21 protein-coding genes and 2 tRNA genes are annotated in these 18,626 nt (G+C 69.0%); 10 read left to right on the top strand and 13 right to left on the bottom strand.

Annotated features, from left to right (window positions below):
* Window positions 1–17: 17 nt before the first annotated feature.
* From DS843_RS18595 to DS843_RS18580, 4 genes are read right to left on the bottom strand one after another with little or no spacing between them, the layout of a single operon-like run.
* Window positions 18–272, bottom strand: coding sequence for a hypothetical protein (locus DS843_RS18595; RefSeq protein ID WP_149470346.1), 255 nt, complete (start codon window positions 270–272; stop codon window positions 18–20).
* Window positions 273–302: 30 nt separating this feature from the next.
* Window positions 303–1,478, bottom strand: coding sequence for a zinc-dependent alcohol dehydrogenase (locus DS843_RS18590; protein ID WP_149470345.1), 1,176 nt, complete (start codon window positions 1,476–1,478; stop codon window positions 303–305).
* Window positions 1,475–2,224, bottom strand: a complete 750-nt coding sequence (locus DS843_RS18585) for an SRPBCC family protein (protein WP_149470344.1) — start codon at window positions 2,222–2,224, stop codon at window positions 1,475–1,477. The genes DS843_RS18590 and DS843_RS18585 overlap by 4 nt, the downstream gene beginning before the upstream one ends.
* The gene (locus tag DS843_RS18580; protein ID WP_149470343.1) at window positions 2,221–2,655 is read right to left on the bottom strand and encodes a DUF3775 domain-containing protein; all 435 of its coding nucleotides are present in this window, start codon (window positions 2,653–2,655) and stop codon (window positions 2,221–2,223) included. The genes DS843_RS18585 and DS843_RS18580 overlap by 4 nt, the downstream gene beginning before the upstream one ends.
* Window positions 2,656–2,845: 190 nt before the next feature.
* On the opposite strand from DS843_RS18580, the gene DS843_RS18575 reads away from it, so the two are divergent.
* The 4 genes from DS843_RS18575 (at window position 2,846) to leuA (ending at window position 6,782) form a co-directional block, all read left to right on the top strand.
* Entirely contained in the window at window positions 2,846–3,517 is a 672-nt protein-coding gene (locus DS843_RS18575; RefSeq protein ID WP_149470342.1) for an alpha/beta hydrolase, read from the top strand.
* A gap of 72 nt (window positions 3,518–3,589) precedes the next feature.
* Entirely contained in the window at window positions 3,590–3,964 is a 375-nt protein-coding gene (locus tag DS843_RS18570; protein ID WP_149470341.1) for a CidA/LrgA family protein, read from the top strand.
* Window positions 3,961–4,695, top strand: coding sequence for an LrgB family protein (locus DS843_RS18565; RefSeq protein ID WP_149470340.1), 735 nt, complete (start codon window positions 3,961–3,963; stop codon window positions 4,693–4,695). The genes DS843_RS18570 and DS843_RS18565 overlap by 4 nt, the downstream gene beginning before the upstream one ends.
* A gap of 389 nt (window positions 4,696–5,084) precedes the next feature.
* A complete protein-coding gene (gene leuA, locus DS843_RS18560) occupies window positions 5,085–6,782 on the top strand; it encodes a 2-isopropylmalate synthase (protein WP_149470339.1) in 1,698 nt (565 codons plus the stop codon).
* 203 nt (window positions 6,783–6,985) lie between these two features.
* On the opposite strand, the gene glyS is transcribed toward leuA, so the two are convergent.
* The 3 genes from glyS to DS843_RS18545 form a co-directional block, all read right to left on the bottom strand.
* Complete coding sequence (gene glyS, locus DS843_RS18555; RefSeq protein WP_149470338.1) at window positions 6,986–9,073, bottom strand: glycine--tRNA ligase subunit beta; 2,088 nt, start codon at window positions 9,071–9,073, stop codon at window positions 6,986–6,988.
* Between the two features lie 4 nt (window positions 9,074–9,077).
* Window positions 9,078–9,965 (bottom strand): glycine--tRNA ligase subunit alpha, encoded by an 888-nt coding sequence (locus DS843_RS18550; protein WP_149470337.1) that lies wholly within the window; start codon window positions 9,963–9,965, stop codon window positions 9,078–9,080.
* Between the two features lie 103 nt (window positions 9,966–10,068).
* Window positions 10,069–10,335, bottom strand: a complete 267-nt coding sequence (locus tag DS843_RS18545; protein WP_149470336.1) for a hypothetical protein — start codon at window positions 10,333–10,335, stop codon at window positions 10,069–10,071.
* A 181-nt stretch (window positions 10,336–10,516) separates the two neighbouring features.
* Between DS843_RS18545 and DS843_RS18540 the strand changes: the two genes are divergently transcribed.
* The gene (locus DS843_RS18540) at window positions 10,517–10,744 is read left to right on the top strand and encodes a type II toxin-antitoxin system HicB family antitoxin (protein WP_149470335.1); all 228 of its coding nucleotides are present in this window, start codon (window positions 10,517–10,519) and stop codon (window positions 10,742–10,744) included.
* Window positions 10,745–10,752: 8 nt separating this feature from the next.
* On the opposite strand, the gene DS843_RS18535 is transcribed toward DS843_RS18540, so the two are convergent.
* The 3 genes from DS843_RS18535 to DS843_RS18525 are packed head-to-tail and all read right to left on the bottom strand — an operon-like array spanning window position 10,753 to window position 12,635.
* Window positions 10,753–11,625 (bottom strand): S49 family peptidase, encoded by an 873-nt coding sequence (locus DS843_RS18535; RefSeq protein WP_353618364.1) that lies wholly within the window; start codon window positions 11,623–11,625, stop codon window positions 10,753–10,755.
* 51 nt (window positions 11,626–11,676) lie between these two features.
* Complete coding sequence (locus DS843_RS18530) at window positions 11,677–12,420, bottom strand: tRNA1(Val) (adenine(37)-N6)-methyltransferase (RefSeq protein ID WP_149470333.1); 744 nt, start codon at window positions 12,418–12,420, stop codon at window positions 11,677–11,679.
* Window positions 12,420–12,635, bottom strand: a complete 216-nt coding sequence (locus DS843_RS18525; protein ID WP_149470332.1) for a putative signal transducing protein — start codon at window positions 12,633–12,635, stop codon at window positions 12,420–12,422. Before DS843_RS18525 ends, DS843_RS18530 begins: the two co-directional genes overlap by 1 nt.
* Window positions 12,636–12,745: 110 nt before the next feature.
* On the opposite strand from DS843_RS18525, the gene DS843_RS18520 reads away from it, so the two are divergent.
* The 4 genes from DS843_RS18520 to DS843_RS18505 all read left to right on the top strand — a co-directional run bounded on the left by DS843_RS18520 (window position 12,746) and on the right by DS843_RS18505 (window position 14,725).
* Window positions 12,746–13,762, top strand: a complete 1,017-nt coding sequence (locus DS843_RS18520; protein ID WP_149470331.1) for a polyprenyl synthetase family protein — start codon at window positions 12,746–12,748, stop codon at window positions 13,760–13,762.
* Window positions 13,763–13,871: 109 nt separating this feature from the next.
* A tRNA-Pro gene (locus tag DS843_RS18515) sits at window positions 13,872–13,948 on the top strand.
* 158 nt (window positions 13,949–14,106) lie between these two features.
* Window positions 14,107–14,183 (top strand) — tRNA-Pro (locus tag DS843_RS18510).
* Window positions 14,184–14,305: 122 nt separating this feature from the next.
* Window positions 14,306–14,725 (top strand): hypothetical protein, encoded by a 420-nt coding sequence (locus tag DS843_RS18505; RefSeq protein WP_149470330.1) that lies wholly within the window; start codon window positions 14,306–14,308, stop codon window positions 14,723–14,725.
* 26 nt (window positions 14,726–14,751) lie between these two features.
* Here DS843_RS18505 and DS843_RS18500 read toward each other — a convergent pair whose 3' ends face one another.
* Entirely contained in the window at window positions 14,752–15,141 is a 390-nt protein-coding gene (locus DS843_RS18500) for a carboxymuconolactone decarboxylase family protein (RefSeq protein ID WP_149470329.1), read from the bottom strand.
* A gap of 302 nt (window positions 15,142–15,443) precedes the next feature.
* Here DS843_RS18500 and DS843_RS18495 point away from each other — a divergent pair, with 302 nt between their 5' ends.
* Complete coding sequence (locus tag DS843_RS18495) at window positions 15,444–17,579, top strand: hybrid sensor histidine kinase/response regulator (protein WP_149470328.1); 2,136 nt, start codon at window positions 15,444–15,446, stop codon at window positions 17,577–17,579.
* A 15-nt stretch (window positions 17,580–17,594) separates the two neighbouring features.
* Here the strand turns inward: DS843_RS18495 and DS843_RS31285 are convergent, their stop codons facing one another.
* Together DS843_RS31285 and DS843_RS18490 are read right to left on the bottom strand one after the other, a co-directional pair.
* Complete coding sequence (locus DS843_RS31285) at window positions 17,595–17,771, bottom strand: hypothetical protein (protein WP_167525364.1); 177 nt, start codon at window positions 17,769–17,771, stop codon at window positions 17,595–17,597.
* A gap of 175 nt (window positions 17,772–17,946) precedes the next feature.
* A complete protein-coding gene (locus DS843_RS18490) occupies window positions 17,947–18,177 on the bottom strand; it encodes an SMc00767 family acetate metabolism repressor (RefSeq protein WP_094301980.1) in 231 nt (76 codons plus the stop codon).
* Window positions 18,178–18,626 lie beyond the last annotated feature (449 nt).

Raw genomic sequence — 18,626 nt, 5'->3', positions numbered from 1 at the left:
CCCTGGTCATAACGGGGTCAGACCCGCTCCCCGAAGCTTCCGGCGGCGGCGTCGATCACGGCGGGATGGGCGCGCAGCGTGTTGATGGCGGTGTCCTGCCGGGAGTCGTCCACCTCCAGCGTGACGATGACGTCCACGGCCCCGCCGCGCTCCGCGTCGCGCTCCTCGCGCCCGGTCTGGACGACGTGGCCGCAGCGGTCGCGCAGGCCGCCGACGATCTCCGCCTCGACACCGCGCCCCTTCTCCGCCGGGTAGGCGTAGACGAGCTTCATGGCCTTCCTCCCTTTGCTGGAGCGCCGCCGCTACGGCGCGAAGACGACGCGCATGCAGTCGTCGGCCTTTTCCTTGAACATGCGGTAGCCCTGGGGCGCGTCGTCCAGCGCCCATTTGTGGGTCAGCAGGTAGGACGGATCGAGTTCGCCCTTCTCGATGTGCTCGAACAGGCGCTTGACGTAGCGCTGGCCGTGCTGCTGCCCCATGCGGAAGGTCAGCGCCTTGTTCATCGCCGCCCCCATGGGGAATTTGTCGATGACGCCGCCATAGACGCCGACGATGGACAGCGTTCCGCCCTTGCGGCAGCACTGGATCATCTGGCGCAGGACGGCGGGCCGGTCGCTTTCCAGCCGCAGGGCCTGCTTTCCACGGCCGTACCAGTCCTCCACGCCCGAGGCGCCGCTGTCCGCTTCCATCCCCACCGCATCGATGCAGACGTCCGGCCCGCGCCCGCCGGTCATCGCCAGCAGGGCGTCGTGGATGTCCACGCGGCTGTAATCCAGCGTCTCCGCCCCCGCCTTCATCTGGGCGGCGCGCAGCCGGTCGGGAAAGCGGTCGATGCCGATCACCCGCTCCGCCCCCATCAGCCAGGCGCTGCGGATCGCCATCTGGCCGACGCCGCCGCAGCCCCACACGGCCACCACGTCGCCCGGCTTGATGTTGCCCATGTCGGCGGCCATGTAGCCGGTCGGCACGGCGTCGGACACGAAGACCGCCTGCTCGTCCGTCACCCCTTCCGGCACGCGGAAGCAGTTGGTGTCGGCGAACGGGACGCGGATGTATTCGGCATGACTCCCGGCGTAGCCGCCGAAGGCGTGGCTGTAGCCGAAGATGCCGGCGGTGCAGTGCCCGTAGGCCGCCTCCTCGAAGGCCGGCTGGGGGTTGGAATTGTCGCAGAGCGAGAATTCCTCGTGCCGGCAGTGCCAGCATTTGCCGCAGCCGATGATCGACACGGTGATGACCCGGTCGCCGCGGTTCAGCCGCGTCACCTCCGGCCCCTTCTCCACCACCTCGCCCAGGAACTCGTGGCCGATGATGTCGCCCGCCCGCATGGTGGGGACGTAGCCGCCGATCAGATGCAGGTCCGACCCGCAGACGGAAGACAGGTTGACCTTGATGATCGCGTCCTGCGGTCCGAGGATCGTGGGATCGGGCACCCGCTCCACCCTCAGGTCGTTCACGCCGTTCCAGCAGAGCGCCCTCATCCCGTCACCTCCCGCAATCGCGACCGAACCCCGCCACCCTCGGCCCGCCCGCTCGGCTGGCCGTCGATGGTGGGAAGCTCTCCAACCTCCATGATCCGTTTCAGGCGGCGCAGCGCCTCGCGCGCCTGCTGCTCCGGCGCCGCGCCGAACAGGCGGGACACGGCGTCGCCGCCAGCCCCGCCCGGCGGATGGTAGGCCAGAGTCAGGCTGACCTCCGTCCCGCGCCCGCCCGGCGCCGGACGGAACAGGACGGTGCCCCGGTGCGGCAGGTCCGCCCCCTCCACCGTATGCCAGGTGATGAGTTCGTTCTCCCGCACCTTGTCCAGCCGGCTGTTCCAGACCACCGGAACGCCGCCGGGGCCATGGGCCTTCCAGCGGCTTTCCATGTCGGACAGCACCTCCACCGCGTCGAGATGGGGGAACAGGGCCGCCAGATGGCGGACGTTGCGCCAGTGGCGGAACAGCGTGTCCGCCGGGACGGCGATGGTAACGTTCGCCTGGGTCGTCGTCGGTTCGCGGCGCATCGCCGGCAGAACGGCGCGCCGCACCGGGCTGGACAGCGGCACGCCCGCCGCACCGGCCAGGAACAGCCCGCCGCCGAGCGCCGCCAGCGCCCAGCTTCCCCGGCGTGTGCCGGCGAAGCCCAGCGCCGTGCCGCCCAGGATGGCGGCCCAGCGTTCGAGCGCTCCGGAGGAGCCCCCAGAGGCGTCCCCGGAGGGGCCTTCCGTGTGCCGCCGTCCGATCATTGCCCGTCCTTCTTCTTCAGCAGGTCCAACTCGTACAGGCCCTTCATCAGGTCGCGGTGCAGGTCGATGCGCTCCGCGATGTCGGTGTAGTGGGTGGCGTCGGGCGCCCGCCCGGCCTCGTCCAGCGCGCGGTCCCACTGGTTTCCGGCGAAGTCGCCGCGCCCGACGAACATGACCGCGCGCAACTCCATGCGCTGTTCGGGGGTCAGGTCCTCCAGCATCCGGTTCAACTGGTTCAGCGCCCCGCTGGCGTCGGAGGACAGAATGCTGAGGGCGTCGAGATCGGTCGGGTTCCGCGAACCGCGCTCGCTGGTCTGTTCCCCGAGGTCGATGTTGCGCATTCCCGCAAGGAAGCGCTGGCGGTCGGCCACGGCCTCGTATGCGAGGTCGGCGGCCTGCTTCACGGTATCGACCGAAATCTGCTTGAGCATGTGTCGCACTTCTTTTCAGTTGCACGGCTTCGCCCGACGACAACAGCCGGGCTGCGGGTTCGTCGCGGATCGGCCCCTGTTGCGGACCGCCTCCCGGCACAACCGGGGTCCGTGCGGCGAGGTTCCGGAGCAACACCGGTGCCCGCTGCGCTGTTACCCCCGCAAGACCTTGACAAGCCGGAGAGAACCCATGCCGCTCCTGTCGGCGCAGATCGGCGAAATCGTGGACGAGGGTTTCGTCCCCGTGCGGCTGGACACCGACCGAGGCACCGTGGATGCGCGCTTTTACCCAGCGCCCGGCCCCGCACCGGACGGGCGGAAGGCGGCGGGAACGCTGGGCGTGATCTGGCTGGGCGGCGTCGGAGGCGGCTTCGACTCGCCGGCCCGCGGGCTGTATCCCCGGCTGGCCGGGGCACTGACCGCGGAGGGCATCGCCTCGCTGCGCATCCGCTACCGCAACCCGCGCGCGCTGGACGAGGCGGTGTATGACGCGCTGTGCGGCCTGACCTTCCTCGGCCAGAAGGGCATCCATCATGTGGCGCTGGTCGGCCATTCCTTCGGCGGGGCGGTGGCGATCCAGGCCGCGGCGTCCAACCGCGGGGCGGTCTGCACCGTGGCGACCCTGGCGACCCAGGGGCTGGGCACCGACGCGGTGGCAGACCTGAGCTGCCCCGTCCTGCTGATCCACGGCGAGGCCGACGAGGTTCTGAAGCCCATGTGCTCCATCCACGTCCACCGCATGGCGCGCGAGCCGAAGAAGCTGGTCCTGATGCCCGGCGCCGGGCACTGCCTGGACGAAACCGCCGAGGCCGTCTGCCACGAGGTGCGCGACTGGCTCAAGGCTCAACTGCTGCAACGGTAGGGCCTGCGCTCTCCCCCAGGGCGGCGGCGTTGGTTAGGCTGCGGCCAGCCCCCCACAGCCCGGAGTCCGCCGATGCTCGGCACCCTGACGCTTCTCCTCTCCTGCCAGTTGGCGGGCGAGTTGGCCGCCCGTCTGCTGCACCTGCCCATTCCGGGGCCGGTGCTGGGCATGGTCCTGCTGTTCGCCGGCCTGCTGGTCCGCGGCGGCGTGCCGGAGCCGTTGCAGGAGACGGCGGGCGGCATCCTGCGGCATCTGTCCCTTCTCTTCGTTCCGGCGGGTGTCGGGGTGATGGCCCACCTGAACCGGCTGGGGGAGGAGGCCCTGCCCATCGCCGCCGCCCTGCTGGGAAGCACGCTGATCGGCGTCGCGCTGACCGCCTGGGTGATGAGCGCGCTGAGCCGCCGCGGCCCCGACGCGGAACCCGGAAACGGGGAGAAGGCGCCATGAGCCCCGATTTCCAAGAGAATTTCCACGAGATCTGGGTCTATCTGTCGGCCAGCCCGCTCGCCGGCCTGACCCTGACGCTGATCGCCTATCAGGCGGGGATGTGGGTGTTCGAGCGGTTCGGGCGGCGGCCCGCTCTGAACCCCGTGATGATCGCGGTGCTGCTGATCGCCGGTATCCTGATGGTGACGGGCATCGAGTACCGCACCTATTTCGACGGCGCGCAGTTCGTGCATTTCCTGCTCGGCCCCGCCACCGTCGCGCTGGCCGTTCCGCTCTACCGCCAGTTCCAGCAGGTCCGCCGCTCCGCCGTTGCGCTGCTGGTCGCCCTGCTGACCGGCTCCGCCGCGTCGGCGCTGAGCGCCGTCGCCATCGCCTGGGCGTTGGGCGCGTCGGAGCGGACCCTGCTGTCGCTGGCGCCGAAGTCGGTCACCTCCCCCATCGCCATGGGCGTGTCGGAGCAGATCGGCGGCCTGCCCTCCCTCACCGCGGTCTTCGTGATCCTGACCGGGATCATCGCCGCCTCCTTCGGCACCTGGGTGCTGAACCTCGTCCGGGTGAAGGACTGGCGGGCGCGCGGCTTCGGCATGGGGGTAGCCGCCCACGGCATCGGCACCGCCCGCGCCCTTCAGGTGAACGAGGTGGCCGGGGCCTTCGCCGGGCTGGGGATGGGGCTGAACGGGCTGGCGACGGCGATCCTTCTGCCGCTCCTCTACCGCCTCTTTTTCGGCTGACCGTCCGGTGGGCGGAGCAACATTTCCGTGAAACGCGGCTTGACACGGCAAGCCTGCCTGCGCAGAGTGTGGCCCATGATCCGCATCGACCACACGAACGCCCTTCTGCGACTTATCACCCCGGCGCTTTGAGCGTCCGGGTCGCCTGCGTTCGCCTGTCCTGTTTCCTGGTCGAAGTGTCTGTTTTCCCATGAGCACCCACAGTCTGCGCCATTTCGGCACGCGCCCTTGCGGGGCGAAACGTGTCTCCCGGCTGGGGCCGGGGCTGCGACTTAGGAACGGTCGCTGAGCCGCCCGGCAGCTCGGCGACCGTAGTCCCGCCGGTCCCCACACGACACGAGACAATGCCCCTCACCGAACCAGGGGCTCCCAAGGGATCACGAAGCGTCATGAACCACATCGCCACCCCCGCCGCCGCCACCGCTGCCAAGCACGAGAAGTACGTGCCCTTCGCGCCGGTGAAGCTGACCGACCGCCAGTGGCCGAACCGGACCATCGAGAAGGCTCCCGTCTGGTGCTCGGTGGATCTGCGCGACGGCAACCAGGCGCTGATCGAGCCGATGGGTCCCGACCGCAAGCGCGCGATGTTCGACGCGCTGCTGAAGATGGGCTTCAAAGAGATCGAGATCGGCTTCCCCGCCGCCTCGCAGACCGACTTCGACTTCTGCCGCGAGATCATCGAGGGCGGCAAGATCCCCGACGGCGTGACCATCCAGGTGCTGACCCAGGCCCGCGAGGAGCTGATCCGCCGCACCTTCGAGGGCATCAAGGGTTCCAAGCGCGCCATTGTCCATCTGTACAACTCCACCTCGGAGCTGCAGCGCCGCGTCGTCTTCGGGCTGGACCGCCAGGGCATCATCGACATCGCCGTCGCCGGCACCAAGCTGGTCAAGCAACTGGCCGCCGAGCATCCGGAGACCGAGATCGTCCTGCAATATTCGCCGGAGAGCTTCACCGGGACCGAGCTGGACTTCGCCCTGGAGATCTGCGAGGCGGTGATGGAGACCTGGGGCGCCAGCGCCGACAACAAGGTCATCCTGAACCTGCCGGCGACGGTGGAAATGTCCACCCCGAACATCCACGCCGACCAGATCGAGTGGTTCTGCCGCAGCATGAAGAACCGCGACGCGGCGATCATCTCCCTGCACCCGCACAACGACCGCGGCACCGGCGTCGCGGCGGCGGAGCTGGGCATGCTGGCCGGCGCCGACCGCGTGGAAGGCACCCTGTTCGGCAACGGCGAGCGCACCGGCAACGTGGACGTGGTGACGCTGGCGCTGAACCTGCTGACCCAGGGCGTCGATCCGGAGTTGCGCATCGACGACATCAACGAGATCGTCCGCGTCTCCGAATACTGCACGCAGTTGCCGGTCCATCCGCGCCATCCCTATGCGGGCGAACTGGTCTTCACGGCCTTCTCCGGCTCGCACCAGGACGCCATCAACAAGGGGCTGAAGGCGCTGGCCAAGTCCAACCACGGCACCTGGGAGGTTCCGTACCTGCCTATCGACCCGCAGGACCTGGGCCGCAGCTACGAGGCGGTGATCCGCATCAACAGCCAGTCGGGCAAGGGCGGCATCGCCTATGTGCTGGAGAAGGATTATGGCATCCAGATTCCGCGCCGCCTCCAGATCGAGTTCTCCAAGATCGTGCAGCGCATCGCCGACGAGACCGGCAAGGAGTTGGCCCCCGCCGACATCCACGCCGCCTTCAAGGCCGAGTATCTGGACGCCGAAGCCCCGCTGGCCCTGATCGAGCATTCGACCGAGCCGCGCGGCCCGAACTCCGGCGCCCGCGTTCTGAACGTGGTGGTGTCGCGCGACGGCGTGGTCAGCACGCTGAAGGGCTCGGGCAAGGGTCCGATCGACGCCTTCCTGGACGCTCTGCGCCACGGGGCCGGGATCGACCTGCATGTGGTGGATTACCGCGAGCACGCCGTGGGCGAGGGCGAGGACGCTCAGGCCTGCGCCTATGTCGAGGTGAAGACCAAGGACGAGCGCACCCTGTTCGGCGTCGGCATGGACGCCGACATCGTGACCGCCTCGCTGCGCGCCCTGGTCAGCGCCGCGAACCGCGCCGTGCGGTAAGGGGTTGGGGGGTAAGAGAAAGGGGCGCCCGAGTGGGGCGCCCCTTTTTTTGTTTGGGTGGGAGTTCTGGCGTTGGGCCCCCCTCCCGACCTCCCCCCACTTCGCGGGGGGAGGAGATGAGTGGTGGAGGAGATAAGCCCTCCCCCGCCGAAGGTGGGGGAGGGTTGGGTGGGGGCCCACCTCAACCACGTCCCCCTGCCCCATCACCCCTCGATGCGCGAAAAGTCCGCCACGGCGTTCAGCGTCGCCCGGATCTGGCTGAGCAGGCGCAGGCGGTTGGCGCGCAGGTCGGCCTGCTCGGCGTTCACCGTCACCTTGTCGAAGAAGGCGTCCACCGGACCGCGCAGGCGGGCCAGCGCCGCCATGGTGCCGGTGAAGTCCTCCTTCGCCAGCAGCGGCTGGGCCGTCTCTCCGGCCCCGGACAGAGCGCCGTAGAGATCCTTTTCCTCCGCGAGCGTCAGCAGGCCCGGATCGACCGGCTGGTCGTAGGCCTTGCCATCCTTCTTCTCCTCGATGCGCACGATGTTGCTGGCGCGCTTGTAGGCGGCGAGCAGGTTCGCCCCCTCCTCCGACCCGACGAAGGTCTGGAGCGCCTTCACGCGGGCGAGCAGCCGGACGAGGTCGTCCTCGCCGCCCAGAGCGAACACGGCGTCCACGAGGTCGTGCCGCACACCCTGGTCGCGCAGCGTGACCTTCAGGCGGTCGGCGAAGAAGGCCATCAAATCGGCGGCGACGCCATCGGCGGCGGCGAAGCCGCCGACCGTGTAGGCGCCGTGCGCGGCCTTGAAGACATCCTGAAGCGACAGCCGCAGCCCGTTCTCCAGGATCAGCCGGATGATGCCCAGCGCGGCGCGGCGCAGGGCATACGGGTCCTTCGATCCCGTGGGCTTCTCGTCGATGGCGAAGAAGCCGACCAGCGTGTCCAGCTTGTCGGCCAGCGCCACGGCGACCGACACCGGAGCGGTCGGGCACGAATCGGACGGGCCGAGCGGCTTGTAATGCTCGGCGATGGCCTCGGCGACCGCCGGGTTCTCGCCCTCGCCCAGCGCGTAGTAGCGGCCCATGATGCCCTGGACCTCGGGGAACTCGCCGACCACTTCGGTCACGAGGTCCGCCTTGGACAGCAGGGCGGCGCGGGTCGCGGCGTCCGCATCGGCGCCGATGGCGCGGGCGATCTCGGCGGCCAGGACCTGGACGCGCGTGACCTTCTCCGCCACCGTGCCGAGCTTGGCGTGGAAGGTGATGGCGCCCAGCTTGGACACGCGGTCTTCCAGCTTCGTCTTGCGGTCCTGGTCCCAGAAGAACTTGGCGTCGGACAGGCGGGCGCGCAGCACGCGCTCGTTGCCGGCGACGATGGCCTTGCCGCCATCCGCCGTCACCGTGTTGGCGACCACGACGAAGCGCGGCGCCATCTTTCCGGACTGGTCCAGCAGCGCGAAATACTTCTGGTGCGTGCGCATGGAGGTGATGAGGACCTCCGACGGCACGTCCATGAATTTCTCGTCGATGGTGCCGACCAGGGCGACCGGCCATTCGACGAGGCCGGTGACCTCCTCCAGCAGCCCGTCGTCGGGGGAGAGGGTCAGCCCCTCCCGCGCGGCCAGCGCCTCGGCGTCGGCCTTGATCTTGGCCTTGCGCTCGGCGCGGTCCAGCACGACGTGGGCGGCGCGCAGCTTGGCCTTGTAGTCGGCGAAATTCTCGACCGTGAAGGCATCCGGCGACAGGAAGCGGTGGCCGCGGGTGCTGTTGCCGAACACCAGCTTGCCCTGCGCGCCGCCGAGGTCGAACGAACCCTCCAGCACGGCGCCGCCGAACAGCGCGATGATCGAGTGCAGCGGGCGCACCCAGCGCACCGTGCCCGTGCCCCAGCGCATCGACTTCGGCCAGGGGAAGTCGCCCATGACCGCCGGGATGATCTCGGCCAGCACCTCGGCGGTGGCGCGGCCCTTCTTCTCCGCCACGGCGAAGTAGAAGACGCCCTTGCCGGTGTCGCGCTGCTCGCACTGGTCCAGGCTGGTGAGGCCGGCGGACTTCAGGAAGCCGACGACCGCCTGCTCCGGCGAGCCGACGCGCGGCCCCTTCTTCTCCTCGCGGACATCGGCGGTGCGCTCGGGCAGGCCGTCGATCACCAGCGCGAGGCGACGGGGGGTGGAGTGGGCCTCGGCGGCCTCGAAGGACAGACCGTTGGCGGCCAGCTTCTCGGTGACGAGGCGCTTGAGGTCGTCCGCCGCGCGCGCCTGCATGCGGGCCGGGATTTCCTCGGAGAAGAACTCGATCAGAAGTTCGGGCATGATCTTACTTGGCCCCCCCGGCGGTCCACGCTTCGCAGCAGGCTTTCGCCAGCGCGCGCACGCGGCCGATGTAGGCGGCGCGCTCCACGACGCTGATGACGCCGCGCGCGTCCAGCAGGTTGAAGAGGTGCGACGCCTTGATGCACTGGTCGTAGGCCGGCAGCGCGACGCCCTTGGCGATCAGCGACTGGCACTCCGCCTCGGCGTCCTTGAAATGCTGGAGCAGCATGTCGGTGTTGGCGTGCTCGAAGTTGTGGGCCGAATATTCGACCTCGGCGCGCTTGAACACGTCCCCGTATTTGACGCCCTGCCCGTTGAAGTCCAGGTCGTAGACGTTCTCCACGCCCTGCACATACATGGCCAGACGCTCCAGCCCGTAGGTCAGCTCGACCGCGACGGGGTCGCACTCGATGCCGCCGACCTGCTGGAAATAGGTGTACTGGGTGACCTCCATGCCGTCGCACCAGACCTCCCAGCCGAGGCCCCAGGCGCCCAGAGTCGGGCTTTCCCAATCGTCCTCGACGAATCGGATGTCGTGCAGCGACGGGTCGATGCCCAGCACCTTCAGGCTTTCCAGGTAAAGCTCCTGCGGATTGGCCGGCGAGGGCTTCAGGATCACCTGATACTGGTAATAATGCTGGAGCCGGTTCGGGTTCTCGCCGTAGCGGCCATCCTTCGGGCGGCGCGAGGGCTGCACATAGGCCGCCTTCCACGGCTGCGGGCCGAGGGCGCGCAGCGTCGTCGCCGGGTGGAAGGTGCCCGCACCCACCTCCATGTCGTAGGGCTGGAGGATCACGCAGCCCTGCTCCGACCAGAACTGGTGGAGCTTGAGGATCAGGGCCTGAAAGGACAGGCCGCGGCTGTCTTGGGAAGACCCGCTCTGGGAGGCCATCGGCGGTCACTTATGATTGGTGTGGAAAAACGCGCCGCACGATACGCGGCGGTATCCCCGGAATCAAGCGCCCGCCAATCAAGCATTCGCCTGGGCTTGCGGTTCAGCGTCCGTAGGGACAGACCGGACGGCCGCAGGCCACGGCGGAGCGCGGGGCGACGTAGGCGCCGCATTCCGGGCACTTCTCCATGTCCTCCGTGGTCACCTGGGGGGTTGCGCCCCCGGAGCCGGTGGATTTGCCGGCGCCGCGCCCCTCCCGCTCGCGCAGGCGTTCCCGCCCGACCGCGCCGACGCGGTTGTACCAGCGCCAGCCAAACCACACGGCGCCAATCACCAGCGCCAGGAACAGGAGCTTCGAGAGACTGAACATGGGGGAGGATTAGGGCCTGCGGGGTGCCGCGGTCAAGGGGGGCCTGCACCCCGGAAGGTTGATCCGCCGAAAATGGATCGAACATCGAAAGATGCGCCGGTCCGGCGCAAAGAATCCTTGTCGTCCGCAGCGGAAGCGGCACCTAATGGATGAAAACCGCGCGCAGAGGAGACGCAACGTTATGGATGCCAGCGCCTATCCGGTCATCGTCCGCCCCCTGCCCCCGGAACAGGGCGTCGGCTATGTGGCCGAGGTGCCCGACCTGCCGGGCTGCACCGCGGGCGGCGCCACCCCCGCCGACGCCAGCACCGCCGCGCTCGACGCCATCGCCGCCTGGATCGAGAACGCCCGGCGCAGCGGCGAACCGGTCCCGCCGCCGTCCGAACGCCTGCGCGAAGTCACCCAGTAACGCCCGGCTCACAGGCCGTAGCGCGACCACAGGGCACGCTCCTCCACGGCGGCCAGCGCCGCCGCGGGGAGGTCCGCCGCGAGACGGTCGAGCGTGTTTCCGCCCATCGGCGCTTCCACGCGGAAGCCCATGCGGCGGAACCAGCGCCGGTCCTCCTGCACGACGCGCAGCCGCACCTTCTCGCCGAACCGGCCCCGCAGGACGGTGCGCAGATCGCCGATTCCGTCGATCAGCCCCAGTTCCAGAGCGCGCCGCCCCGCCCAGAAGGCGCCGGAGAACAGCTCCTCCTCCGGCCCGGCCAGACGGGCGCCGCGGCGCTCGCGCACCATCGCCTTGAAGGCGTCGTGAATCTCCGTCTGGATCGCCTTCAAATGGGCCACCCCGTCCTCCCGCTCCGGCGAGAAGGGGTCGAGGATCACCTTCTTGTCGCCCGCGGTGTAGAGCCGGCGCTCGATGCCGTAGCGCTGGATGAATTCGTGCGCGCCGAAGCCGGAGGAGACCACCCCGATGGAGCCCAGGATGCTGCTCTCGTCCGCCCAGATCTCGTCCGCCGCACAGGCCAGCCAGTAGCCGCCGGACGCCGCCGCGTCCTCGCAGAAGGCGAAGACCGGCACCTTCTTCTCGGTGGCGAGGTCGCGGATGCGCTTGGCGATCAGCGCCGACTGCACGGGCGATCCGCCGGGCGAGTTGACGACCAGAGCCACCGCCGCCTGTTTCTTCGGCGCGAAGGCGCGTTCGATCAGCCCGGCCGTGCCGGCCATGGTCAGACCTTGCCGGAAGGCTCCGGCCTGACCGATGATCCCGGACAGGCGGAGAACGGACACGATCGGCCCGGCGTCGCGCCAGGGGCCGAACGGGAGTTTGGCGAGCAGCTTCGTCATGTTCATCGCCGGTTGAAATGGTGGCGCTGAGGCTGGATTGAAAGCGCCGACTTAAGGGATCAGCGGTTCCATGTCGCGCAGAATCCGCTGCGCCTGCGCGCCATAGGCGCCATCGGGGCCGTGCAGCACCAGCCCGGCGGTGAAACGCGCGGGCGACCGGCCGCCCTTTCTCGCCGCCAGCAGGATGCGGCGGGCCTCCTCCCCAGGCTTCGGCCAGAGCGGGACCAGCAGCAGGGAGCCGAATCGGGCGCCGTGCAGGGCAGCTAGGATCTCGTCCACCCGGTCGGCCCGGTGGACCATGGTCAGCGCGCCGCGCGGCTTCAGCATGGCGGCGGCGAAGCGCACCCAGTCCGGCAGCCCCGCCTCCCCTTCCACGTTCGCGGCGGCCTTCCAGGGATCGGGGGGCGGGCTGGCCGCCCCGGCGCGCAGGTAGGGCGGGTTCATCATCACCCGGTCGAAGCTTCCGGGAATCAACTCCGGCGGCGGAGCCAGCAGGTCGCCCTCGACGACGGGCACCCGGCCTTCCAGCCCGTTGAGGGCGGCGTTGCGCCGCGCGAAATCCGCCGCCTCCGCCCGCTTCTCCAGCCCGACGACCGTCACGCCCGGCACCCGGACGGCGAGGCACAGCGCCGCGGCCCCGGTGCCCGTCCCGGCGTCCAGCACCCGCTCCCCCGCCTCGGCGGCGGTGACGGCGGCAAGCAGAACGGGGTCGATGGCGGCGCGGTACCCGGCCTGCGGCTGGATCAAGCGCACCCGCCCGTCCAGGAGCGTGTCGAACGCATCCTCACGCACCATCACGCCCCCAACTCCTCCCCGGCGTCGCGCAGCAGGCGGCTGGCGAAGGCGTGATCGTCCTCCGCCACCATCAGACGGCGCGGGATGGCCCCGATGGAGCCCTCCAGGATGCTGGTGTGGGTGTCCAGCACGATCCCCTCGATTCCCGCGTCGGCCAGCAGGGCCAGAAGCCAGCTCAGGCGGACCGGATCGGTGGTGCGGAGAAGTTCCTTCATGAAATCCCGGCTGTTCTGTGCCCTTGAACGCCCTGCGGGCTTGACCGAAGAGGCTATGCCGTTATGCTCCCTGCCGGAATTCGTCACGTCAATCATCATTGGAGTCGACCTTGGCGGTCGTGACCAACCTCGAGCCGAAACGGCGGAAGTCCACCCCGCTCGACGATCTGACCGCCCTGGTGGCCGATGACCTGAGCGCGGTCAACGAGATCATCGTCCAGCGGATGCATTCGTCGGTGGAGATGATCCCGCAGCTTGCCGGCTACATCATCGCAGCCGGCGGCAAGCGGCTGCGCCCCGTCCTGACCCTCGCCGCCGCCGAGCTGTGCGGCTACAAGGGGGAGGACCACAAGATGCTGGCCGCGGTGGTGGAGTTCATCCACACCGCCACCCTGCTGCACGACGACGTCGTGGACGAGAGCGACCTGCGCCGCGGCCTCGCTTCCGCCAACGCCGTGTTCGGGAACAAGGCCAGCGTGCTGGTCGGCGACTTCCTGTTCTCCCGCAGCTTCGAGCTGATGGTGGAGGTCGGGTCGCTCGACGTGCTGCGCATCCTGTCCAAGGCGTCCGCCGTGATCGCCGAGGGCGAGGTGCTGCAGCTCCGCACCACCAACGACACCGAGACCAGCGAGCAGGCCTATCTGGAGGTCATCAAGGCCAAGACGGCGGAGCTGTTCGCCGCCGCCTGCCGGGTCGGCGCCGTGGTGGCCGAACGCCCGCAGGCGGAGGAGCTGGCGCTCTACGACTACGGCATGAATCTGGGCATCGCCTTCCAGCTCGTGGACGACGTGCTGGATTACTCGGCCTTCCAGGCGAAGCTGGGCAAGACGGTCGGCGACGACTTCCGCGAGGGCAAGATCACCCTGCCGGTCGTGCTCGCCTTCCGCCGCGGCAACGACGAAGAGCGGGCCTTCTGGCGCCGCACCATGGAGGAGCTGGACCAGCGGGACGGTGACCTGGAACGCGCCCAGGAACTGATGGCCAGGCACAACGCGCTGAAGGACACGGTGGAGCGCGCCCGCCACTACGGCGCCATCGCGCGGGACGCGCTGGGCCTGTTCCCCGACACGCCGGTGAAGGCCGCCCTGCTTGAAGTGCTGGATTTCGTGATCGAGCGTGATTTCTAAGCGTACCGAACTTTTTCGCCGCGGGGGATGATTTTCACGTTGCAGCCCCCGGTTCGAGCGGCTATATACGCGGCCCACGGTGACGCTGGCGACGGCGGCACCGACGGACCGGAGAGTAGCTCAGCCTGGTAGAGCACTGCTTTCGGGAGGCAGGGGCCGGAGGTTCGAATCCTCTCTCTCCGACCATACGGCAAAGGGCCGGTGCGGAAACGCACCGGCCCTTTCGCTTTTCCGGCCCGGCAGAAAACATACCGCAATTGCCGCTTATTCCCATTGCAGCCGGTCCGCAAAGGGTCTATACACCCGCTCCACGGCGACGCTGGAAACGGCGGCACCGATTGGACCGGAGAGTAGCTCAGCCTGGTAGAGCACTGCTTTCGGGAGGCAGGGGCCGGAGGTTCGAATCCTCTCTCTCCGACCATACGGCAAAGGGCCGGTGCGGAAACGCACCGGCCCTTTCGCTTTTTCTCCCTCCGGCTTTCCGGCACAGGCCGCGCTCCCGCCTGTTGTCCGTATCAGGCGAGACGGAAGGGGAGCGGCCCCATGGAACAGGCGATCGGAGAGGAACCCCAGGCGGCGGGCGGCCCCGTCGGCACGGAAATCGATCCCAAGGCGGTGGTGGTGTCCCGCGCGGTGCGCGATCTGGTGGAACCGCAGGGCTTCCGCCCCCGCGATATCGGCGGTGATATGGGCGGCGGCGGCGGCATGGCCTGGAACCGGCGCGGCGGCGACGACACCCACGAGATGATAACCTGCAACGGACGGCTGTCCGGCGACCCCGACCAGCCGGAATGGACCGCCGGGCGCTACGGCGACCGCGGCGGCTTCGTGGAGGTCACCGGGCTGACGCTGCGCGGGGCTCTGGACGCCGTCGCCGTCCTGCCCAGACCGGTGCGGGTGGACGGCTCGCTCGTCGAGGGCATCTATCCGTCGCTGGAGGACGCGCTCGACGATATCGCCTGAGGGGTGCATCGCCTGACGGGTGCGCCCTACTTCAGCGCCTCGTCGATCTCGACCTGATAGCCCTTGACGAGCCGGTTGGTCTCGTTGGCCATGCCGATGACGGCCATCAGTTCGCCGAACTGGGCGTCGGTCATGCCCGCCCGGCGCGCGGCGGCCTCGTGCGAGCGGATGCAATAGTCGCAGCCGTTGGTCACGCTGACCGCGACGAAGATCATCTCCTTCACCAGCGGGTCCAGCGCGCCCGGGGCCATCACTTCCTTCAGGCTCTCCCAGGTGCGCTTCAGCGTGGGCGGGTGGTGCGCCGCCATCTTCCAGAAATTGTTGACGTCCGGCACGTTGCGGACCGCCTTGATGTCGTCGTAGACGGCGCGCACCTCGGGTGCGGCGTCGGCGTGCTCGATGGGCTTCAGGGGCATGGGAACGGATCTCCGCGGCAGAAGGGTGACGGCTGAGGGACGGCAATGGAGGGATGGCAATGGAGGGATGCGGACTTGCACCATTGTCGCCGGTTCCACCCCGCAAGACCATGGGGGCAAGACCATGGGGAAGGGATCGGCTGCACCACCACCCTCTGCTGAAAGGCATAGGGCCGCCAGAAAGTTCAGGTTGCCCCGGATACCGGGGACCGGCATAGCTTCGTGCATACGGCGGAATGTCCACGGCACCCCGCGCCGCCGCCCCCCCGGCCTCCCGGCCTCCCGCTTCCACCCTGCAGACCATGCCCCTTCGCTACCTCGATGCCCTGGCAACCGAATCGGCGGGAATGGTGCGCCTTCTGCGCACGCTTCTGGTGGCTGCCGTCCTGGTCCCCACCCTGCTGTTCACCGCCATCGCCTGGCGCGACTATCACGATGTGGAAGCGGACGCGGAGCGCAACATCCGCAAGACCGTGCTGATCCTGCACGAGCACATGCAGAAGGTGTTCGACACGGTCGAGCAGGTTCTGGACCGCATGGACGAGCGGACCGCAGGCATGAAATGGGCCGAGATCGGCCACTCCGAACAATTGCACGGCTATCTGAGGACGCTGGTCGAGGAGTTGCCGCAGATCGGCATCGTGGGGCTGGTCGATCCGAACGGAGCGCTGAAGAACGACAACCGCCAGTTCCCCGTTCCCTCGATCTCCCTCTCCGACCGCGAGTATTTCCGCACACAGGCGACCGCCGACGCCGGTGTCTTCATCAGCGAGGCGGTCACGGGGCGCGGGTCCGGCAAGCGGCAGTTCAACGTCACGCGCCGGCGCGCCGCCGAGGGCGGGCCGGAGGGGCCGTTCGACGGCATCCTTCTGACCGCGGTGCTGACCGACTATTTGGAGGATTTCTACCGGCGGGTCGTCTCCGGTCCGAAGGAATCCATCTCCCTCGTGCGCCGGGACGGGTCCGTTCTCGTGCGCTTCCCCGCGATGGGCGAGCGGCAGGCACGCCATGGAGCCGACAGCTCCCTGCTTGGCGCCATGGCGGCGGGACGGGCGGAGGGTGTGTTCCTCACGCGGGGCCGCATCGACGGGATGCCCCGGATGACCGGTTTCATGCACGTCGCGCCCTACCCGGTCTACGTCACCTACGGCGTCCCGATGAACGACATCCGGTCCAAGTGGGCGCGCAACATCCTGCTCTATGCCGCCCTCGCCGTGCCGGCGACGCTGGCCCTGGTCGGCATCACCCTGCTGGCGCTGCGCCGCGCGCAGAGCGAGATGCGGGCCGTCCGCCGCTGGACCGAGGAGGCCCGCGCCCGCGAATCGCTGGAGAACGCGCTGCGCCAGTCGCAGAAGCTGGAGGCGCTGGGCCAGTTGACCGGCGGCGTTGCCCACGACTTCAACAACCTTCTGACCGCCGCCCTGACCAACCTGCACCTGATGGAACGGCATCTGCCGGCGGAAGGGACCCGCTATCTGGACGGCGCCCGCACCGCGCTGGATCGCGCCCGGACGCTGACCGGCCAGTTGCTGGCCTTCTCCCGCCAGGAGGCGGTGGACCCCAAGGTGGTCGATCTGGGGGACAGCCTGCGCGCCATGGCCGATCTTCTGGAACGGTCCATCCGCGCCGACATCGCGCTGGACTGGGCGCTTCCCGCGGCCCCGTTGCGGGTGGAGGTGGACCCGGTCCAGTTGGAGCTGGCGGTGTTGAACCTCGTCGTCAACGCCCGCGACGCCATGCCGGCGGGCGGACGCATCCGCATCGCCGCCCGGCAGGAGGACACGCCCGACGGCCCGCAGGCCGTGCTGGAGATCGCCGACACCGGCAACGGCATGCCGCCGGAGATCGCCGCCCGCGCCTTCGAGCCATTCTTCACCACCAAGCCGCACGGCAAGGGGACGGGGCTGGGCCTGTCGATGGTCTACGGCTTCGCCCGGCAATCGGGCGGCAACGCCACCATCTCCAGCGCGCCCCGCCGCGGCACGCTGGTCCGCATCACCCTGCCCCTGTCCGACCGGACGCCGGAACCGGAGGCGGCGCCCGAGGCGGAGGAGGAGGCGCCGAGCGGCCCGGTGCGGCTGCTGGTGGTGGAGGACAACGCCCTGGTGCTGATGGCCACCGTGGAGGGGCTGACCCAGGAGGGCTTCGAGGTGGTGACCGCCGACCACGGCGCCGCCGCGCTGGAAATCCTGGAAGAGGACTCGGCCTTCGACGTGATCGTGTCGGACGTGGTGATGCCCTACGGCGTTTCGGGCATCGACCTGGCGCGCCGGGTCCAGGAACGCTGGCCCGGCATCCGCATCCTGCTGATTTCCGGCTACAGCCCGGAATCCTTGAACGGGCTGAAGGCCGACGCCGCCGTCCTGCCCAAGCCCTTCACCCCCGACCAGCTCGCCGCGCGGGTCCGCGCCCTGCTGCGGCCCGCGAAGGTGGCGTGAAGGAACGGATGCGGATCAGAGCAGCACGCTGATGAACATCGGCGCCCACAGCACCGCCGACCAGACGAGGCCCAGGAAGATGCCGTGCGTCAGGTCGGTGAAGGTCGGTTCCGACAGGCAGTGCATGCGCCAGAAGGCTTCACGGTCCTTCATGGCCTGACGCTGCGGGGGATGGTTCTGAGCGTCCTTCATGACCGTTCCCTTGTTGCGGCCCAATCTGGAAGGGAACCGGGAAAGGGAGCCGTGGTTCCGCGCCCCGGCATGAAGATTCGCGGAAAGACCGGCCGAAGGGGATGGAGACGCCGAAAAGGAAAAGGCCCCCTGCCCTTTCGAGCGGGGGGCCTTCCGTAAGGATGGTATGAGCCGCTTACTTGGTGCGGATCATCGGGGTGAGCTGGTCGCCCCAGTTGCCCGTCGCATTGTGATAGCGGGCGGTGCGCATCAGCTCGACCGTCACGCCGGCTTCCACGGCCTTGACGACGGCGTCGTTCAGGCGGTGCAGGCTGTTGGCGAGAACGCGGATGGCGCTTTCCTGCTCGTCCGTGAGGTTCGAGCGCTCGTCCGGCGGCGCATCCTGGAAACCCGGCTGATTCGTCATGCGGCTATCCTTCCCTTGTTCTCCGGCCCGGGTCTTGCGGCCCCGGCGCTGGCCCTGGTTCACCGGCGCCGTTGCGCCGGCATGGCCGGGTGCTGCGCTGCAAACCCGGCATTCAACGTCTTAACACATCACGCGCCGGGAGCAAGGGCGCGGCGAGACAACCTCGTTCGAAAGAGTCATGCCTCCCGCGGCAGAGTGCCGCTGCCCGTGGATGCCGGACGGGGGAACGGCGCCGCCGCACTGCAATCGCGCGCCGCCCGCCGCAGGGCAACGAGGTCAGGTTGATTTCTGTCCCAAAGGCATCGAATAACCCTCTCCCCCCGATCGTGTCCCGTGCCGTGGTGTAGGATTGGACAAGCCAATCATCATGGTTCCCCGCGATCTGGCCGGGGGTATCAGGCGGCCACGGCGGGCAAGCTGATGGCCGTATCATCGCCGAGCGCGGCGAT

The sequence above is a fragment of the Roseomonas genomospecies 6 genome, assembly GCF_008365375.1.
GTDB lineage: Bacteria > Pseudomonadota > Alphaproteobacteria > Azospirillales > Azospirillaceae > Azospirillum.
This window is presented reverse-complemented; position numbering and strand designations above follow the sequence as displayed.

What these genes read in the sequence shown, in the direction of transcription:
- DS843_RS18595 (WP_149470346.1), bottom strand. Translation starts at nt 272, where the DNA reads ATGAAGCTCGTCTACGCCTACCCGGCGGAGAAGGGGCGCGGTGTCGAG.
- DS843_RS18590 (WP_149470345.1), bottom strand. Translation starts at nt 1,478, where the DNA reads ATGAGGGCGCTCTGCTGGAACGGCGTGAACGACCTGAGGGTGGAGCGG.
- DS843_RS18585 (WP_149470344.1), bottom strand. Translation starts at nt 2,224, where the DNA reads ATGATCGGACGGCGGCACACGGAAGGCCCCTCCGGGGACGCCTCTGGG.
- DS843_RS18580 (WP_149470343.1), bottom strand. Translation starts at nt 2,655, where the DNA reads ATGCTCAAGCAGATTTCGGTCGATACCGTGAAGCAGGCCGCCGACCTC.
- DS843_RS18575 (WP_149470342.1), top strand. Translation starts at nt 2,846, where the DNA reads ATGCCGCTCCTGTCGGCGCAGATCGGCGAAATCGTGGACGAGGGTTTC.
- DS843_RS18570 (WP_149470341.1), top strand. Translation starts at nt 3,590, where the DNA reads ATGCTCGGCACCCTGACGCTTCTCCTCTCCTGCCAGTTGGCGGGCGAG.
- DS843_RS18565 (WP_149470340.1), top strand. Translation starts at nt 3,961, where the DNA reads ATGAGCCCCGATTTCCAAGAGAATTTCCACGAGATCTGGGTCTATCTG.
- leuA (WP_149470339.1), top strand. Translation starts at nt 5,085, where the DNA reads ATGAACCACATCGCCACCCCCGCCGCCGCCACCGCTGCCAAGCACGAG.
- glyS (WP_149470338.1), bottom strand. Translation starts at nt 9,073, where the DNA reads ATGCCCGAACTTCTGATCGAGTTCTTCTCCGAGGAAATCCCGGCCCGC.
- DS843_RS18550 (WP_149470337.1), bottom strand. Translation starts at nt 9,965, where the DNA reads ATGGCCTCCCAGAGCGGGTCTTCCCAAGACAGCCGCGGCCTGTCCTTT.
- DS843_RS18545 (WP_149470336.1), bottom strand. Translation starts at nt 10,335, where the DNA reads ATGTTCAGTCTCTCGAAGCTCCTGTTCCTGGCGCTGGTGATTGGCGCC.
- DS843_RS18540 (WP_149470335.1), top strand. Translation starts at nt 10,517, where the DNA reads ATGGATGCCAGCGCCTATCCGGTCATCGTCCGCCCCCTGCCCCCGGAA.
- DS843_RS18535 (WP_353618364.1), bottom strand. Translation starts at nt 11,625, where the DNA reads ATGACGAAGCTGCTCGCCAAACTCCCGTTCGGCCCCTGGCGCGACGCC.
- DS843_RS18530 (WP_149470333.1), bottom strand. Translation starts at nt 12,420, where the DNA reads ATGGTGCGTGAGGATGCGTTCGACACGCTCCTGGACGGGCGGGTGCGC.
- DS843_RS18525 (WP_149470332.1), bottom strand. Translation starts at nt 12,635, where the DNA reads ATGAAGGAACTTCTCCGCACCACCGATCCGGTCCGCCTGAGCTGGCTT.
- DS843_RS18505 (WP_149470330.1), top strand. Translation starts at nt 14,306, where the DNA reads ATGGAACAGGCGATCGGAGAGGAACCCCAGGCGGCGGGCGGCCCCGTC.
- DS843_RS18500 (WP_149470329.1), bottom strand. Translation starts at nt 15,141, where the DNA reads ATGCCCCTGAAGCCCATCGAGCACGCCGACGCCGCACCCGAGGTGCGC.
- DS843_RS18495 (WP_149470328.1), top strand. Translation starts at nt 15,444, where the DNA reads ATGCCCCTTCGCTACCTCGATGCCCTGGCAACCGAATCGGCGGGAATG.
- DS843_RS31285 (WP_167525364.1), bottom strand. Translation starts at nt 17,771, where the DNA reads ATGAAGGACGCTCAGAACCATCCCCCGCAGCGTCAGGCCATGAAGGAC.
- DS843_RS18490 (WP_094301980.1), bottom strand. Translation starts at nt 18,177, where the DNA reads ATGACGAATCAGCCGGGTTTCCAGGATGCGCCGCCGGACGAGCGCTCG.